General features: G+C 69.3%; 17 protein-coding genes and 1 pseudogene. 7 read left to right on the top strand and 11 right to left on the bottom strand.

Going from position 1 to position 15499, the window contains the following annotated elements; genetic code table 11:
• Nucleotides 1–54: 54 nt before the first annotated feature.
• Both ACWCPY_RS09395 and ppgK read left to right on the top strand, forming a co-directional pair.
• Complete coding sequence (locus ACWCPY_RS09395; RefSeq protein ID WP_443051121.1) at nt 55–1044, top strand: 4-hydroxy-3-methylbut-2-enyl diphosphate reductase; 990 nt, start codon at nt 55–57, stop codon at nt 1042–1044.
• Nucleotides 1045–1136: 92 nt separating this feature from the next.
• The gene (gene ppgK / locus ACWCPY_RS09390) at nt 1137–1874 is read left to right on the top strand and encodes a polyphosphate--glucose phosphotransferase (RefSeq protein ID WP_451263743.1); all 738 of its coding nucleotides are present in this window, start codon (nt 1137–1139) and stop codon (nt 1872–1874) included.
• 55 nt (nt 1875–1929) lie between these two features.
• Here ppgK and ACWCPY_RS09385 read toward each other — a convergent pair whose 3' ends face one another.
• Nucleotides 1930–2529 (bottom strand): DUF6542 domain-containing protein, encoded by a 600-nt coding sequence (locus ACWCPY_RS09385; RefSeq protein ID WP_451263742.1) that lies wholly within the window; start codon nt 2527–2529, stop codon nt 1930–1932.
• A gap of 220 nt (nt 2530–2749) precedes the next feature.
• On the opposite strand from ACWCPY_RS09385, the gene ychF reads away from it, so the two are divergent.
• The gene (gene ychF / locus ACWCPY_RS09380; RefSeq protein WP_451263741.1) at nt 2750–3838 is read left to right on the top strand and encodes a redox-regulated ATPase YchF; all 1089 of its coding nucleotides are present in this window, start codon (nt 2750–2752) and stop codon (nt 3836–3838) included.
• A gap of 441 nt (nt 3839–4279) precedes the next feature.
• On the opposite strand, the gene ACWCPY_RS09375 is transcribed toward ychF, so the two are convergent.
• The 5 genes from ACWCPY_RS09375 to ACWCPY_RS09355 all read right to left on the bottom strand — a co-directional run bounded on the left by ACWCPY_RS09375 (nt 4280) and on the right by ACWCPY_RS09355 (nt 8846).
• The gene (locus ACWCPY_RS09375) at nt 4280–5581 is read right to left on the bottom strand and encodes a hypothetical protein (RefSeq protein ID WP_451263740.1); all 1302 of its coding nucleotides are present in this window, start codon (nt 5579–5581) and stop codon (nt 4280–4282) included.
• Between the two features lie 250 nt (nt 5582–5831).
• A complete protein-coding gene (locus tag ACWCPY_RS09370) occupies nt 5832–6377 on the bottom strand; it encodes an HAD domain-containing protein (protein ID WP_451263739.1) in 546 nt (181 codons plus the stop codon).
• A 35-nt stretch (nt 6378–6412) separates the two neighbouring features.
• Entirely contained in the window at nt 6413–7105 is a 693-nt protein-coding gene (locus tag ACWCPY_RS09365) for a methyltransferase domain-containing protein (RefSeq protein ID WP_451263738.1), read from the bottom strand.
• A 1-nt stretch (nt 7106) separates the two neighbouring features.
• Nucleotides 7107–8018 (bottom strand): phosphotransferase family protein, encoded by a 912-nt coding sequence (locus ACWCPY_RS09360; protein ID WP_451263737.1) that lies wholly within the window; start codon nt 8016–8018, stop codon nt 7107–7109.
• A gap of 78 nt (nt 8019–8096) precedes the next feature.
• The gene (locus ACWCPY_RS09355; protein ID WP_451263736.1) at nt 8097–8846 is read right to left on the bottom strand and encodes a hypothetical protein; all 750 of its coding nucleotides are present in this window, start codon (nt 8844–8846) and stop codon (nt 8097–8099) included.
• A 223-nt stretch (nt 8847–9069) separates the two neighbouring features.
• On the opposite strand from ACWCPY_RS09355, the pseudogene ACWCPY_RS09350 reads away from it, so the two are divergent.
• The 3 genes and pseudogenes from ACWCPY_RS09350 (at nt 9070) to ACWCPY_RS09340 (ending at nt 11421) form a co-directional block, all read left to right on the top strand.
• A pseudogene (locus ACWCPY_RS09350) lies at nt 9070–10425 on the top strand (tetratricopeptide repeat protein).
• Between the two features lies 1 nt (nt 10426).
• Nucleotides 10427–10963, top strand: coding sequence for an NUDIX domain-containing protein (locus ACWCPY_RS09345; protein ID WP_451263735.1), 537 nt, complete (start codon nt 10427–10429; stop codon nt 10961–10963).
• On the top strand, nt 10960–11421 hold the full coding sequence (locus tag ACWCPY_RS09340) for a hypothetical protein (protein WP_362438692.1): 462 nt from the start codon (nt 10960–10962) through the stop codon (nt 11419–11421). Before ACWCPY_RS09345 ends, ACWCPY_RS09340 begins: the two co-directional genes overlap by 4 nt.
• A gap of 16 nt (nt 11422–11437) precedes the next feature.
• On the opposite strand, the gene ACWCPY_RS09335 is transcribed toward ACWCPY_RS09340, so the two are convergent.
• The 5 genes from ACWCPY_RS09335 to ACWCPY_RS09315 form a co-directional block, all read right to left on the bottom strand.
• Nucleotides 11438–11980 carry a hypothetical protein gene (locus ACWCPY_RS09335; RefSeq protein WP_362438689.1) on the bottom strand — a complete coding sequence of 181 codons (543 nt, stop codon included), beginning with the start codon at nt 11978–11980 and terminating at the stop codon, nt 11438–11440.
• A 70-nt stretch (nt 11981–12050) separates the two neighbouring features.
• The gene (locus ACWCPY_RS09330; protein WP_451263734.1) at nt 12051–12566 is read right to left on the bottom strand and encodes a hypothetical protein; all 516 of its coding nucleotides are present in this window, start codon (nt 12564–12566) and stop codon (nt 12051–12053) included.
• 566 nt (nt 12567–13132) lie between these two features.
• A complete protein-coding gene (locus ACWCPY_RS09325; RefSeq protein ID WP_451263733.1) occupies nt 13133–13396 on the bottom strand; it encodes a type II toxin-antitoxin system RelE family toxin in 264 nt (87 codons plus the stop codon).
• Nucleotides 13389–13658 carry a type II toxin-antitoxin system Phd/YefM family antitoxin gene (locus ACWCPY_RS09320; protein WP_161367966.1) on the bottom strand — a complete coding sequence of 90 codons (270 nt, stop codon included), beginning with the start codon at nt 13656–13658 and terminating at the stop codon, nt 13389–13391. Before ACWCPY_RS09320 ends, ACWCPY_RS09325 begins: the two co-directional genes overlap by 8 nt.
• Before the next feature lie 322 nt (nt 13659–13980).
• Nucleotides 13981–14754 (bottom strand): AfsR/SARP family transcriptional regulator, encoded by a 774-nt coding sequence (locus ACWCPY_RS09315; RefSeq protein ID WP_451263732.1) that lies wholly within the window; start codon nt 14752–14754, stop codon nt 13981–13983.
• Between the two features lie 136 nt (nt 14755–14890).
• Here ACWCPY_RS09315 and ACWCPY_RS09310 point away from each other — a divergent pair, with 136 nt between their 5' ends.
• Nucleotides 14891–15424: a peroxiredoxin family protein gene (locus tag ACWCPY_RS09310; RefSeq protein ID WP_451263731.1), complete on the top strand. Its 534-nt coding sequence runs from the start codon at nt 14891–14893 to the stop codon at nt 15422–15424.
• Nucleotides 15425–15499 lie beyond the last annotated feature (75 nt).

Genomic DNA, 15499 nt, shown 5'->3' with positions numbered 1-15499 from the left:
ACGGATCAGTCTCGCCACCCGGCCGATCTTCCGCGCGTTCGACTCGGCCTTACGATGGGGCGCATGACTGCTACGACACCTCGCCGCGTCCTGCTCGCCGCTCCCCGTGGCTACTGCGCGGGCGTGGACCGTGCCGTGATCGCCGTGGAGAAAGCCCTGGAGCAGTACGGCTCCCCGGTCTACGTACGCCACGAGATCGTCCACAACAAGTACGTCGTACAGACCCTGGAGAAGAAGGGCGCGATCTTCGTCGAGGAGACGGCGGAGGTCCCCGAGGGCTCGATCGTGATGTTCTCCGCGCACGGCGTCGCGCCGACCGTGCACCAGGAGGCGGCCGAGCGGAAGCTCGCCACGATCGACGCGACCTGCCCCCTGGTCACCAAGGTCCACAAGGAAGCCGTCCGCTTCGCGCAGGACGACTTCGACATCCTCCTGATCGGCCACGAGGGCCACGAGGAGGTCATCGGCACCTCCGGCGAGGCCCCCGACCACATCACGCTGGTCGACGGCCCCGAGGACGTCGCCGGGGTCGAGGTGCGCGACCCGTCCAAGGTCGTCTGGCTCTCCCAGACCACGCTCTCCGTCGACGAGACGATGGAGACGGTCGGCGCGCTCAAGGAGAAGTTCCCGCTCCTGATCTCGCCGCCCAGCGACGACATCTGCTACGCCACGCAGAACCGCCAGATCGCGGTGAAGCAGATGGGTGAGGACGCCGACCTCGTGATCGTCGTCGGTTCCAAGAACTCCTCCAACTCCGTCCGCCTGGTCGAGGTCGCCCTCGGCGCCGGCGCGAACGACGCCCATCTGGTCGACTTCGCCGAAGAGATCGACGAGGCCTGGCTGGAGGGTGTCTCCACGGTCGGTGTCACCTCCGGGGCGTCGGTTCCCGAGGTGCTGGTGGACGGTGTCCTCGCCTGGCTGGCCGAGCGCGGTTTCGAGGACGTGGAGATCGTGAAGGCGGCCGAGGAGTCCATCACCTTCTCGCTGCCCAAGGAGCTCCGCCGCGATCTGCGCGCCGAGGCCGCCGCGCTCTCGGAGCAGTAGCCCCGGACAACTCTCGGAGCATTAGCCCCGGACAACAGGGACGTTCCGCTTTCGGGAAGTGGGCCGGGCGGCCTGCCCGTACCGTGGATTGCATGCAGATCTTCGGCGTGGACATCGGCGGATCCGGGATCAAGGGCGCTCCCGTGGACCTGGACCGCGGAGACCTGGCGCAGGAGCGCCACAAAGTACTGACACCGCACCCGGCCACGCCCAAGGACGTGGTCGAGTGCGTGGCCGAGGTCGTCGGCCATTTCGACTGGTCCGGCCCGGTCGGCGTCACCTTCCCGGGCGTCGTCACCGGCGGCGTCACCCGTACCGCGGCCAATGTCGACAAGGGCTGGGTCGACACGGACGCCCGAGGCCTCCTCGGCGACCGGCTGAACCTCCCCGTCACCGTGCTGAACGACGCGGACGCGGCCGGTGTCGCCGAGATGACGTTCGGCGCGGGCCGGGGCCGCAAGGGCACCGTGATCATGCTGACGCTCGGTACGGGCATCGGCAGCGCCCTCTTCGTCGACGGCAGGCTCGTCCCCAACACCGAGCTGGGCCATCTGGAGCTGAACGGCCACGACGCGGAGAAGCACGCCTCCACCAAGGCCAAGGAGGACGAGGACCTGAGCTGGCACCACTGGGCGCACCGGGTGCAGAAGTACCTGGCCCATGTGGAGATGCTGTTCTCGCCCGAGCTCTTCATCATCGGCGGCGGGGTCAGCCGCAAGGCCGACAAGTTCCTGCCCCTGATCGAGCACGTACGGGCCGAGATGGTGCCGGCCGAGCTGCAGAACAACGCGGGAATCGTGGGCGCCGCGATGGCGGCATCGAGCAGCTAGGGGCTGTCGCCGCACACGCGCCGGGGATCACACGACAGCCCTCGGGGGACGCCGCTCACCGCCGCGGGCGGCGCGGCCCCCGCGAGGAGGGGCGCGCCGGCTGCGAGGCGAGCGGTGAGCGGCGCTGTCGCTGACGCATCTGCCGTACCTTCCGTACGGTCGCGATGAGCCCGGCGATCAGCGTCCCGCCGTACAGCCACCCGGCGTGCACGGCGAGCGCGGTGACGACCGCCATGGTCCGGCCGGCGAAGCCGCCCGTACCACCGGCGATCGGTACGACCCCGACGGCGAACGCGATCGGCACGATGATCGGCGCGGTCACCAGGTCCGCCGGCCGCACCCACAGCGCGGTCAGCGCGCAGACCGGCAGGAACAGCACCCCGAACACCACCGGCGAACCGTCCAGGGCCACCAGGTCGAGGCAGGCGATCACGAACATGGTCGCCGCGGCGAAGAGCCCGGCCCCGACGCCGGTCAGCCGGGGATTGGGCAGCCTGCGCAGCGCGAGCACGACGGGCGGCACCGGACGGGAGCGGCCCTCCGGCGCGCTCACCACCCGGTAGACGGTCGCGGCCTCCTCGATGGTGGCCTGCGGGGACAGCGGGGCCTGGCGAGACTGCCTGCGCTGCGGGGGACGTGTCCTGTGCTGCTCCACCGGGACAACGTAGGTCGCCGGGCGGCAGGAAACAGGTGCGGGACACGCCCTTTGGTCGACCTAGGCGATGAGTTCGATGCCACACGGCCGAACGGGAACCGGACCGGCGCCCGACCGGACCCGTGGGTACCCGGTTGCCCCCGCCCGTAAACTGGAGAATCGGCCCACCCGGGCCCGCAGCGTTCCCGCCCACCGCCTCACTCCTCAGGAAGTCGCCAACGTGTCGCTCACGATCGGAATCGTCGGCCTGCCGAATGTCGGCAAGTCGACCCTGTTCAACGCCCTGACCAAGAACGACGTGCTGGCGGCCAACTACCCGTTCGCCACGATCGAGCCGAACGTCGGCGTCGTCGGCGTCCCGGACGCCCGTCTGAACAAGCTGGCCGAGATCTTCGGCTCCCAGCGGCTGCTCCCCGCGACGGTCGACTTCGTCGACATCGCCGGCATCGTCCGCGGTGCCTCGGAGGGCGAGGGCCTGGGCAACAAGTTCCTCGCGAACATCCGCGAGTCCGACGCGATCTGCCAGGTCATCCGTGCCTTCAAGGACGAGAACGTCGTCCATGTCGACGGCAAGGTCTCGCCCAAGGACGACATCGAGACGATCAACACCGAGCTGATCCTCGCCGACCTCCAGTCCGTCGAGAAGGCCGTCCCGCGCCTCACCAAGGAGTCCCGCCTCCAGAAGGAGAAGGTCGCGGTCCTCGCCGCGGTCGAGGAGGCCCAGAAGATCCTGGAGTCGGGCCAGACCCTCTTCGCCTCGGGCATCACCGCGGGCACCGAGAAGGGCAGGCTCCTCCACGAGCTGCACCTCCTGACCACCAAGCCGTTCCTCTACGTCTTCAACGTCGACGAGGACGAGCTGGTCGACGAGGACTTCAAGAACGAGCAGCGCGCCCTGGTCGCCCCCGCCGAGGCGATCTTCCTCAACGCCAAGATCGAGTCCGAACTGATCGAGCTCGACGACGACGAGGCCCTCGAACTCCTCCAGTCCATGGGCCAGGAAGAGCCGGGCCTCGCCACCCTCGGCCGCGTCGGCTTCGACACCCTGGGCCTGCAGACCTACCTCACGGCAGGCCCGAAGGAAGCCCGCGCCTGGACGATCAAGAAGGGCGCCACGGCCCCCGAGGCGGCCGGTGTGATCCACACCGACTTCCAGAAGGGCTTCATCAAGGCGGAGATCGTCTCCTTCGAGGACCTGGTCGAAACCGGCTCGGTCGCCGAGGCCCGCGCCAAGGGCAAGGCGCGCATGGAGGGCAAGGACTATGTGATGCAGGACGGGGACGTGGTGGAGTTCCGCTTCAACGTCTAATACGTTCGGCGAAAGGCCGTCTGACCTGCGACGGAGCGGGTTGGGCGGCCTTTTGTGGTCCGGATAGAGTCCGCAACGTGCTGAATTCGGCCAGCACGTGGGGGAGCGGCTACGTTGCTCCGTCGACCGCCGCCCCGCCGTCCGCGGGGCGGGTCCGCGTACCACATCGGCCAGGTCTGCCACGCCGCATCTTCCGGTCGCACCAGTGGCCACGGGGCCCGAAGAGCAGAGTCGAAACCGCTGACCCTGGTCAGATGCCCTCGCCACGTTTTGTGGCGCGGCATCGGGCCGGATCAGCGGCCCGCTGCTCAGCCAGCCACAGGGCTGCTCACGTTGATTCCCTACCCGGCCGGTGGTCTACGCCCCCGATGTCGCTCGAGTGGACGAGATGTCGCTCCGGTCGGCCTCGCACTCAGGTGAGGCCGACCGGCGAACCACGTTTCAGGAGCAGTTCCATTCCTCGCTGGGCAGCGCGTGCCACAGGTCGAGCCAGTCGCGGAGCAGGAAGAGGGGGCGGGTCAGGACGACGTCGCCGGCCCGCTGAGAGCGGATCGCCAGGCCGAGGTCGGCGAAGACCGGATCGCCGGCGACGCTGTACGCCAGGCTGCCGGGCCGTGTTGTGCGGTGGACGAGCCAGCCCTCCACGTGGGAAGGTGCGCAGCCGGTCAGAGGGGCTGCGTCCAGTCTCACCTGGGGGCCTGCGAGGGCGTCTGCGGCGACGCACCCCAGGCGGCCGTCGTGGAAGAGGGCCCTGATCCCGCTCTCAGTGAAGTCGGCGTAGTTGAGCTGCTGGTCTTCGCCGTGGTGGGAGTAGGACGAGACGGCCGGTCCTTCGCCGAGGACGCGGGTGATCTCCTCCAAGGGCATCCCGAAGTGCAGGGGGCCGACTCCTACGTACGGCGTGAACGTCCACTCGGCGCGCTCCTCCTCCCGGGCGATCCGCCACGGGCCGCGGTACCCCGCCTCGCTTCCAGCGGCGGCCACGGGCGGCTCGGGTGCTGGCTCGTGCAGGGCGGCCGGTATGGGCGCGGTCCGGTCCTCACGTCGGCGGCCGAGTCGTTTCGGAGCCGCGGTGTCCTCGGGTTGCTCTTCCAGCCAGCGGATCGCCTGCTCCTGCTCCTGGCCGCCGAACGGGTCCTCCGACAGCTCGCCTGCCCGGTCCAGGGCCGCGCGGCGCTCCTTCTCCGCAGTGACGAGACCGGTGACATCCTCCCCCCAGGCAGCCAGCCGTTCCCGGGCGACCCACCGGTAGTACGAGTCCGCGCTCACGGCAAGGACCTCCCGAACGGCGGGCGCGTACCGGGGTACGGACGAGGCGAGGGCGGGGTCGTCCAGGAGCAGGGCGGTGGCCGCGAGCGCGGCCTCCTTCACCAGTGGATCGTCGGCGTCGCAGAAGTCCGCGATGCGGTCGTGGAGTATTGGCCTTGCCGCACGGGAGGCGGCCAGATTCTGCGCCGTGCCGACGCCGTCTTCGACGTCCAGGCGGGCGATGTCGGCGAACGAAGCCAGCCAGTTCAGCAGTTCGGCGCGAAGTGACCGCCGACCGGCCCTGCGCTCCCACCGGTCTTCGGCGAGGGTGCGCGGATCGTCGAGAAGATGGGCCAGGACCAAGGCTGCCGGAGCGGTCGCCGGAAACACCTGCTCCTGATTGAGGAGCAGCCGATACAGATCGCCCACCGCCCGTACCCGGCGGGCCGGGTCGGCAGCGAGCACAGCGCCGAGGATGTCGGGTGTGTCAGGCACACCGTGCCGGCCCGTACAGACGTGCGGCAGCTCTTCCCAGGCGGTGCCGGCAAGCTCTGCCTGCGCTCTGGGTGGCAGGGAGCCGGCGGGAGCACCAGGAAGGTCTGGGGTCATCTCGTTGATCAAGACCGCAGTGTTCCAGCCGACTCCGACACCAGCGCCGCCGATACGTGCCACAGACCGCAGACAGCTCACGCGCGAGCAACACTCTGATGCCCTCGCTGCTTGTGGCAGCGAGGGCATCAGGGCGTCAGGCGGCGCGGGCTGTGGGTAACTGCGAGACCCACGTCATGAGCCTGGTCAGGTGCTCGGGCTGCAGCCCGTGGTGTGGGTCGGGCTGAATGAGGAGGGTCGACGTTCCCTTCGCAGTGCGCTCCGCCGCCCATTCATGGTCGAGGCCGGTGAAGTCGTCGTCGATCCAGACGGCGGGGACGTCGCCGAGCCAGGCGTCGACGTGGTCGCGCTTCCACAGGTAGCCGTTGGGGTGGCTGGTGGTGATCTGCGGACGCGGGAGATCGACGTACGACAGGGTTGGAAGGCCGAGGAACGGGCCGATGAGGGTGGTGGCGTCCTGGCGCCAGCTGGTGCACCAGACCGGGGTGACCAGGCCGGTGCGGATCACGTCCATGAGCATGGGGCCGTGGGCAGGGTCGAGCCAGACGGCGACCGGGTTGTCGGCGCTCCGGCCGGTGGGGACGACGTCGTGGCGGGCGTGGGTGGCCGGGGTCGAGCCGTCCGCGTTGGGGAAGGGTATGAGGACGCCGTCGATGTCGAGGAGCAGGTAAGGCGGGCGCATCGGTTCCTCCGGGGGAAGCCGGGACGAGTGGCTGGTCAGAGCTTGCGGGCGCGGATCAGCAGGGTGGTGGGCCAGTGGCCCATGCGGTGGTCGTTGAACTCCTGGGCCGAGGTGAGCCAGAAACCCGCCCTGCTGAGGTGTCTCTCCCAGCGGTCGGTGTCGAACTCCCAGCGGGCGATGGGGAGCCGGGTGCGGTCGGGGAGGGTGACGAAGTCGCGACGGGGCCGGTCGTCGCCGGAGGGGCTGCGGCCGCCGCGCTGCGGGTGGGGGACGGAGAAGGCGAGCACTCGTCCGGGCGTGAGGCGCTGGGCGATGGCCGGCAGCAGGAGCTCAGGAGCGACGAGACCGACGGCCCCGAAGACGGAGTAGATCGCGTCGCATTGCTCGTCGGAGGCGTGCAGGTAGTGCAGTGCGTGGCCAGCTACGAAGGTGAGGTTGTTCAGCCGTCCGTAGTGGGAGCGGGCTGGGCGGACCTGGAGGCCGACCAGGTCGACGCCGGTGACATGGGCGCCGTGGCGGGTGGCGAGGTGGGCGGCGTTGTGGCCGGGGCCGCAGCCAAGTTCGAGAACTCGCTTGCCGCGCAGGTCGGGGCCGAGGATCTCGGCACCGGGGCCTTGGCCGGGTCTCGTGGTCCATTCCATCCGGGCGGGTACGGCCAGAGGTTCGGCGAGTCTGGCGGCGGTGCGCTGGGAGGCGTGGGCGTGCCAGGGGGATGCCTGGGCGAGCACGTCAGATCTCCAGGAGGTGGAGGACATCGGTGAGGTGGCGGCGGACGGCCTTGATGTAGGCGGGGTCGGTGGCCGGGTCGTTGATCCATCGGATGGACTGCTCCATGAACCACTCGACAGCCCACATGCGGTGCCAGCTCAGGGCCCAGTGTTCGGCGGTGAGTCCGCCGCGCGGGGCGAGGGCGTCGGGTGTGCCGCCGGCGGTGACGTACTGCTCCAGGAAGACGCGCAGGCGGACGGGGTGCGGAGGCTCGATGGTGCCGTGCCAGCTGGCGAGGTCAAGCAGGCCGGGGCCGGTGCAGGCGCGGGCGAAGTCGAGCAGCCGCCAGCCGCGCTCGCCGATGTGGAGGCTGGTGGGGTGGAACTCGGAGTGCACCCATCCGAACGGTTCCAGCGTCGCTCCGGCCGAGCGAGCCTCGGCGACCTGGGCGATCCGGTCGAGCGCGTCCTCGACGTCGTCGGCATCCTGCCACCGGTCAACCTTGCGCAGCCGTTCGAGGTGTTCCAGCGCCCTGGCCGGGAGCGTCCGCAGCCGCTCTTGGTCGAGGACGGGCAAGGGCGGAGCCGTACGGGTTCCGTGCAGGATCACAGCCGCAGCGACGCCGTCGAGGTCGTCGGCCTCGCGGACGGACGGTCCGAGGTCCTCCATGAGCATGCCGAGCCAGCCGTCCAGGACGGCGGAGGCGTGGACCTGGGGGACGGGTACGCCGAGGGTGTGGGCCAGGCGGAGAGCCTGGTCCTCGCTGTCGAAGGGCTTCTTGGCGTACTTGAAGATGGCCGTGGAGCCGTCGGGGAAGGCCACGCGCTCGACGCCGGACATGGACCACACGCGCACCTCCTCCCGTACGGCGGTGGTCTGGCCGGTCGCGGTGAGCAGGTTGTCGAGGAGTTCGGCGCTGGGGTTCGTGGTCACAGGAGGGCTCCGGGGGATGGTGGCTTCCGGGGCGGGCGAGGGATGCCGGCCCACCCCGGAGCCTGATCGGATGGTGGGTTACGCGGCGGGGTTCACGCGGTGGGCGTAGACCTGCTCGATCCAGCCCGCCTTGAACGCGGCGAGGTCGTCGCGGAAGTTCGCCATCGAGGCACCGTAGGGCGCGACCACGCCGCCGGACTGGTCCGGCACGGACTGGCAGCCGTGCACGAGCCGGCCGCCGAGCGCGGCGTGGGCCTTGATGGACTCGATGCGGCGGTGCTCGTTGAACCAGGCGCCGTGGTAGACCTCGTCGAGCATCCCGCCCATCTCGTCGTCCAGGTCGAAGACGACGGACGTGGCGGCGGGGAAGAACCAGCACGGGCCGACGTTGGAGATGTGCCCGTCCAGCTCGACCCTGTTGAGCGCCATGAGCGTGGCCGCCTCGCGGAGCATCCGCAGGTGCTCGGCGGTGATCTGCGGCAGGCCGAGGCCGGCCAGGTGCTCCTCGCGGAAGAGGTAGGCGTACACCTCGTACGCGGTGGCCAGGAGGCGGGCCGGGTCGGACGTGGACTCGCTGTGCTGTTTGATGAAGTCGAGCGCGAGCGGCTCGACCGCGCTCTCGGTCGTCTCGTCCACGTCCAGGAGCTGGGACTTGACCAGCTCCCAGTCGGCGACGAGCCAGGTGTTCGACTCGAAGCGGAAGAAGTACTCGGCCGGGTCGATGGTGATGCGCCGGCCGTCGACCTGGACGCCGGGCAGGCGGCTCCAGCGCGGGTCGAACGCCTCGGGCAGCTCGACCGTGATGGCCGTGGTGTCGATGGTGGTCACCGTGTCTCCGTCTCTGTTCGGCCGGGTTCGGGCACAGGAATGCCCGAACCTGGTGTGGGCGTACGGAACTTCGGCGTGCCGCCCGGATCAAGGGGGAGCCTGGATCACGGTCGGGCCGTTCCGGGCGGCTGCTGATAAGTGAACCGTTGGTCACGCTCAGTGGGTACGGTGGAAGGCAGTTGAAGCGGTATACGCGGTTTACAGCTCCGGAGTGGAGGCAATCTTGGCGGCGCAGAGACACCCCAACACTCGTCTGCGCGACGTCATCAACGCGGCCGATTGCACCTACGAGGCTCTCGCCCGAGACGTACGGCGCATCGCCGCCGAGAACGGCGAGATCCTCCAGACCAACAAGTCGGCCATCTCCCACTGGGTGAGCGGCACCCGTGCCCCGTCGGGCCGAGTAGGCCAGTACCTCGCCGAAGCGCTGTCCCGTCGAGCGGCGCGCACAATCACCCAGACCGAGATCGGCCTCCAGGCCGGTGATGGCGATGCGCCAGCGGAGTCCGACCCCGTCCTCGCGGCCACCGACCTGGGGCGCGCCGACGTCGAGCGCCGCCGCTTCCTCGCCATCGCGGCCTTCACTACCGCCGGCGTCGCCATGCCGCTCGGATACGACCACGAAGCCACCACCCGCATGCTCCGCGCCCGCACCGGCACATCCCTGGTCGGCGCGGAGGACGTGGACGTCGTACGCCAGATCACCGCGGCCTTCAGCGCGGCCGACGAGCGCCTCGGCGGCGGGCACGGACTGACCACCGTCACCGCGTACCTCGCCGACACCGCCGCCCCCATGTTGCGCGGACGCTTCCCCAGCGAAGCCTTACGCCGAACCGCCTTCGGCGCCGTCGCCGAACTCGCCTACCTCGCAGGCTGGAAGCACCACGACCTCGGCCAGGAAGGTGCCGCCCAGCGCTACTACCAGGTCGGCTACAAGCTCGCCTGCGAAGCCGACCCCCACGGCCACGCCGCCTAGATGATGCGCGCCCTCGCCCACCAGGCCCTCAGCCTCAAACAGCCCCACCACTGCGTGGACCTCGTCGAAGGCGCCCTCACTCGCGGCCTCGGCCACGTAGACGGCCAGACGGAAGCGCTCCTTCACATTACGCACGCGCGCGCCTACGCAGCCGTTGGCGAGAACCCATTGGCCGCCCGAGCTCTCCTCGCCGCCGAAGACGCGCTCCTGCGCGAGGACGGTCCCCAGCCCAGCTTCTCCCGCGTCAGCGGCCCCGCCGCCGGCACCGTGGCCAGCCACACCGCACGCACACTGACCGACCTCGCCGACCACGTCGGTACGGAACAGCAGCACCGCGACGCGCTCACCCGCTGGGACCCCGAAAAGTACAAGCGCGTCCACGCCCTCACCCACGCAGACCTCGGCGACAGCCTCGCCGCCCAGGCCCGCGCAGACGAGGCCGTCGCCGCCTGGGCCCAGGCCCTGGTCCTCATGGAGGGCATGACCTCCGACCGCACCCGCAAGGCGATCACCTCAATCCGCTCCACTCTCGCGGTCTACCAGCGCCGCCGCGTTCCCGGTGCCGCCGATCTTGCACGCCGCGCCCGCGAGGCCCTCGCCTAACATGCCCAACAACCCGCCCGACGAAGGGAACACCGTGACCCAGCAGACCGACGACCAGTCGAAGGCCCTCAAGCCGGCGCTCGAATCGATGACCCTGCTGGTCGCGGCTGTAATCGTCCACGACAAGGCCACCAACCGCGTGGTCCTTCTCCAGCGCAGCGAGAACGCCAAGTTTGCCCAGGGCCTGTGGGACCTCCCCGTCGGCAAGAGCGAGCCGGGCGAGCCCATCACGGAGACTGCAGTCCGTGAGCTGTACGAGGAGACCGGCCTCACGGTGAAGCCCGAGTCCCTCAAGGTCGCCCACATCATCCACGGTGCCTGGGGCGTCGAGGCCCCCAACGGCTTCCTCACGGTCGTCTTCGCCGCCCACGAATGGACCGGCGAACCCGAAAACCGCGAACCCCGCAAGCACTCCCAGGTCCGCTGGATCGACGCCAACGCCATCCCCGAGGCGTTTGTGGATACCACTGCCAGCGCCCTCCACCACTACCTGAATGACGGCTTGGAGGTCTCGCTGGACGGCTGGTCGGCAGCGTGAGCATCACGCTGCTTCACCTCATACCCAAGGATCCGCACTTTTCGCCTGCGTCGGCCGCGAGCGAGGCTGCGCAGGCCCAGCTACAGCAACTGGTTCCTGAAGCGCTGGGCGGTTATGACGTCTGGGACATCCCCGGCGCAGCCTTCATCGACCCCGGGGAGAACTGGTGCGGTGTTCGGTGCCCCGTGTGCGGCTCCGACATCGAAGACTGGTGGGGCAACGCGATGGACACGGCAGCCCTTCCGGACGGCTATTTCGACTCGCTTGCCGTTACGGTGCCCTGTTGCTCTGCCCAGACGGACTTGAACGCCCTCGACTACGTCTGGGCTGCGGGTTTCGCCAGGTACAGCCTCGTAACCACAGATCCAGAATGCGAGCTGCCGCTACCGCAAGCCAGCGTCCACGCGCTGGAGGACCTCCTGGGCACGGACCTGCGGCAGGTCATCGCCCGGTACTGACGTAGCGCTGGCTTCGTTATGCAGGGCCACTCGGAAACAGAAGCTTGTAAGGCAGGTAATCGTCGTCCGGTACGCGCGGCACGTAGTCCGGGGCCGTGCGTGCAGCCACCGCCAGCAGGCGAGCGGCAGCCTCCTCCTCGGAGATGGAGGCAAGCCCGAGGGCGTGCAGAAGGCGGTCGCGCTCGGCGTCGAAGTCCGGGTGGTCGGCCCGAAGGTCCGAGCCGAGCTCGCTGATCGCGAAGCCCTTCGCCAGGTCGCGCCAGAAGGGCAGCACCACGATGAGTGTGATGGCCTCGACGAGGTCGGCGCCGATCAGTGTGGCCTGGCCCTCCGAGTCGGCGTACAGGACGGGCCTCTCCTCGGCTCCGGCTTCCCCGCACAGGAAGTACGTGCCGCCGGCGCCGCAGCTGGCTATCGGGTGTAGGGGGATACCGGTGGGAAGGGCAAGGTCCTCAATGGGGTCCCGGCGTTCGACGTCGAAATCGCCAGGCCAGGCGAGCGCGGCAGCAAGGGAAGGCTCCTGCTCGATCCGGCGGAGTAGATCGTCTGATGCGGTCATGGGACGGAACGTAAGGGCCTGCGCTGGCACTGCACAAGAATGGAGGTCGCAGCGACCTGCACCTGAGCGCTCAGGCTGCTGCTTCGCCCGGGTACTCGTCCTCCGGGGAATCATCCGCACCGGGGGCCTCGCCTTCCGGGGAATCGTCCGCATCGGACTTTGGAGAGACCCAGGTGGTGCCGGGAGGCAGATCTTCCCCTGTCTCCTCCTTGTACTGCGCCTTCTTCTCCTCGCTGGCGTTCCAGCCGTGGTGGAGATTCCGCAGGTGGTTCTTGACGGAGTCGCGAGGACTGCTCGTCCTTTCGGAGGCGGAGGGCTGCTCTTGGCCAGCGACACCCTCGACTTCCGCGGCACCCTCAGCATCCTCAACGTCTTCGGCGTTTGCGGAACCCTCGGCATAGCTGGGGAACTCGTCTGCGTCCTCATCCATGCTGCGCGGCGCGAGGACCACAACAGCGACCATGCCCGCAGCCACGCCCGCGACTTTGACGAAGCGGATCGTCCTCGGGTGCTTCTCGACCCAGTCCTTGGCCTTCTCGCGGAGGGAAGTGGGCTCGCCGTCATCGGGGGGCATGGAGTCAGTCACGGGCACAGATCTACCGGACCCATCCCTCGCCTGTCAGGCAATCGCCTGACATCGCCCGATGCGTTACGGCGGCGCTCGCCAGACTGAAGTACGTCTTCGCGTCTTCACGAAGGGGCGACCTTCGGCCGCCACAGCCGCTTGCCGTCATCGCTCTGCCCGCCCTCCAGGCGGCCTCTGTGCTGGTGGTGCCGGGCACGACGACCCTCATCGAGCTCGGCCGCTTCAGACGCGGTTTACAGCTCCAGGGATTTCGCTGCCTCGGATCCCCCGGCAAGTCCGCAGCCAGTCCGCAGGACACCCGTAAATGGTCGTCGGGAGCCAACGCATGCCAACCAGGAAATACCAGTTCAGGGGCATGCAGGAGGCTCCGCCGCAGGTCAGGTTCGGGCCGCAGACATTCCGCTTCAACGTGTGATCCGTCCGTTCGCTGCGTGCTGGACGGCTTGTCGGGAGTGTGGATCGGAACCTACGGATCGGAAGGGGGCGGCTCTCCCGGGGCCGGCCCCTTCGCCCTGTCCGTGCTGGACGGCGGGCGCTGGATGCTTCGATGCCGCAGCGGGCCGGGGTCAGGTGTCGTAGATGGTGGAGCGGTGCCCGATGCGCACAACCCACACCACCAGCTCTCCGTTGTCGATCGTGTAGACGACTCGGTAGTCGCCGACTCGCAGTCGACGGCGGTCCGGCTGGGAGACGAGGGCGGTGGTGTTGAAGCCGAGCGGATTACTCTCCAGCTCGGTCAGCTTTGCCAGGATGCGGAGGGCCGTGTCCCGCGGGATCTTGCGGAGCTCGGCCTGGGCCTCGGGCCGGAAGACGGTGCGGTACTCACTCACTGCGCGCCAGCGTCTCCCTCATGACGTCCTCGATCGGGATGCCGGGTGCTGGATTGGCCATGCGCTCGTCGATGATCCGGTTGATCTCGCGCTCTTCCCACTCCTGGTACTTGCGCAGCACTTCGATGGAGACGACGGCGGCGACCTGCTTGCCGCGTCGGGTGATCACAGTGGGTACGTCGTCCCGGTCGGCTCGCTCCACGACCTCGGCGAGGTGTGCCCGGACATCGCGAATGGACTCTATGGGCAGTGGCTGCGTCATGCGCCCAAGGGTACCGGGTGTCCCGTGTGTACACAAAGGCTCGGAGTGCCGGGTCTGCCGTCACTGTGCTGGATGCGATCCAGGAAAGGTGCGTTTCCACAGGTAGCAGCGTTGCGGACGGTGTTCCGGCGCCATGTGTGAGCGGGTGCTGTGCTGTCACTCTGCCGATCGTTGAACGCGCAGGTCGGATCGGGGTGGTTCTTTAGGGACAAGGGGATCGTTCTCCTTGCCGCCCGGTACCACTACTGATCGCGGAGTGCCTCTGTCGCTCGTCTGTGCCTCCGCAGAGAGGGGGCGGGGCGTGGTGCCCCCGCCCCGCGCGTCACATCGTGGCGCCCAGGGCTCCGCCCCGGAAGATGCGGAGGTCCACCGGGCCGTCCCGCAGGATCGCCTGGCGCAGGTCCTGGAGTTCGCGGCTCAGGTCCAGGCCCAGGCGGGCGGTCATCTGGGCGCGTGCCGAGGACAGCACGCGCAGTGCGTCCGCGCGGCGGCCGCATTCGTAGAGTGTGGCCGCGCGGAAGGCCAGGAACATCTCGTGTTCCGGGTACTCCTCGGTGAGGCGTGCGAGCTCCGCGGCCAGGGACCAGTAGTTGCGCAGTTTGAACTCCGCCGCGACACGCAGCAGTTGTGCGGAGATCAGAAGTTCGTCGAAAGCGGCGCCGATGCCTCGGCGGGTCCGCTCGGAGGCGACGTCCTCCAGAAGCGCGCCGCGCCATTCGGCCAGGGCGGACGAGGCGAGCCGTGAGACCTCCCGCGGCTCGGTGCTCTGCTGGGCCCGATTGACCAGCTGGGTGAAACGGTGCAGGTCCACCAGTTGGGGATCGCCGGTCAGGGTGTACGTCGAGCCGCTCCGTACCACTCGTACCGACCCGTCGCACCCGCCCCGGCGAAGGCTTGCCCGCAGCCGGCAGACGTCCACATAGAGGTCGGTCCGGGACCGCGGACGCTCGTCCTCGTCCGACAGCAGGTCGATCAGCCGGTCCATCGGGAGCGGCCGGTCCATCTCCAGCAGGAGTAAGCCCAGCAGCAGGCGCTCGCGGCGGCGACCGATGGCCCTGGGGCATCCGTCGACGGTCCATTCAACTCTGCCCAGCACTCGAAAATGCGACCCCGTGGCAAGCATGGCGGCAATCATGCTCAGCCCGTCATGTTCCTGGCAAGGTCTTGGCATCGTCCCGACAGGCCCCACGTATCACACTGCTCACCCGTGCAACCGCGCCAGGGGGTCGAACTTGCCTTACGTCATTGCCGGTCTGGTGCTCGTCGGAGCCGTCGCCCTGCTCAACCTCGTCCTGCTCATGGTCATCCTGCGCCGCTGGCAGGAGCTCGAAGCCGTGCGCCGACGCCGCGACTTCGCAGCCGAGGGGCCACAACCCGGGGACGGGCTACCGGACTTCACCGCCACCGCGCTCAGCGGCCGGACCGTGACCCAGGACGGCTTCCGTTCCGGGGAGCTGCTGCTGGGCGTCTTCTCCCACGACTGTCCGTCCTGCACCGACAGCCTCCCCGACTTCGCCGAACGGGCCGACCGGGTCCGGGCGGCGGGCGGGCAGGTTCTGGCCCTGGTGATCGGGGCCGAGGCCGGCGCGAGCAGCCTGACCGCCCAACTCGCCGGGGCGGCGGACGAGGTGGTGCCGGGGCCCGAGGCCGCACCGCTCTTCCGCGCTCTGCGCGTCCCCGCCTTCCCCACGGTGCTCAGTTACCAGGACGGCGTCGTCGCCGCCCCCTCCGCCGCCGGCCGCGAACCGGTACCGGCGGCCTCCTGAACCCCGGTGCGGTGGCGGTCCGGGCCGGCCGGGGTGGCCGGGGCGGTCTGTGCTGGTGGCTGCTGCCGGGGGGCC

The organism is Streptomyces sp. NPDC002403 (assembly GCF_053593015.1).
This window is presented reverse-complemented; position numbering and strand designations above follow the sequence as displayed.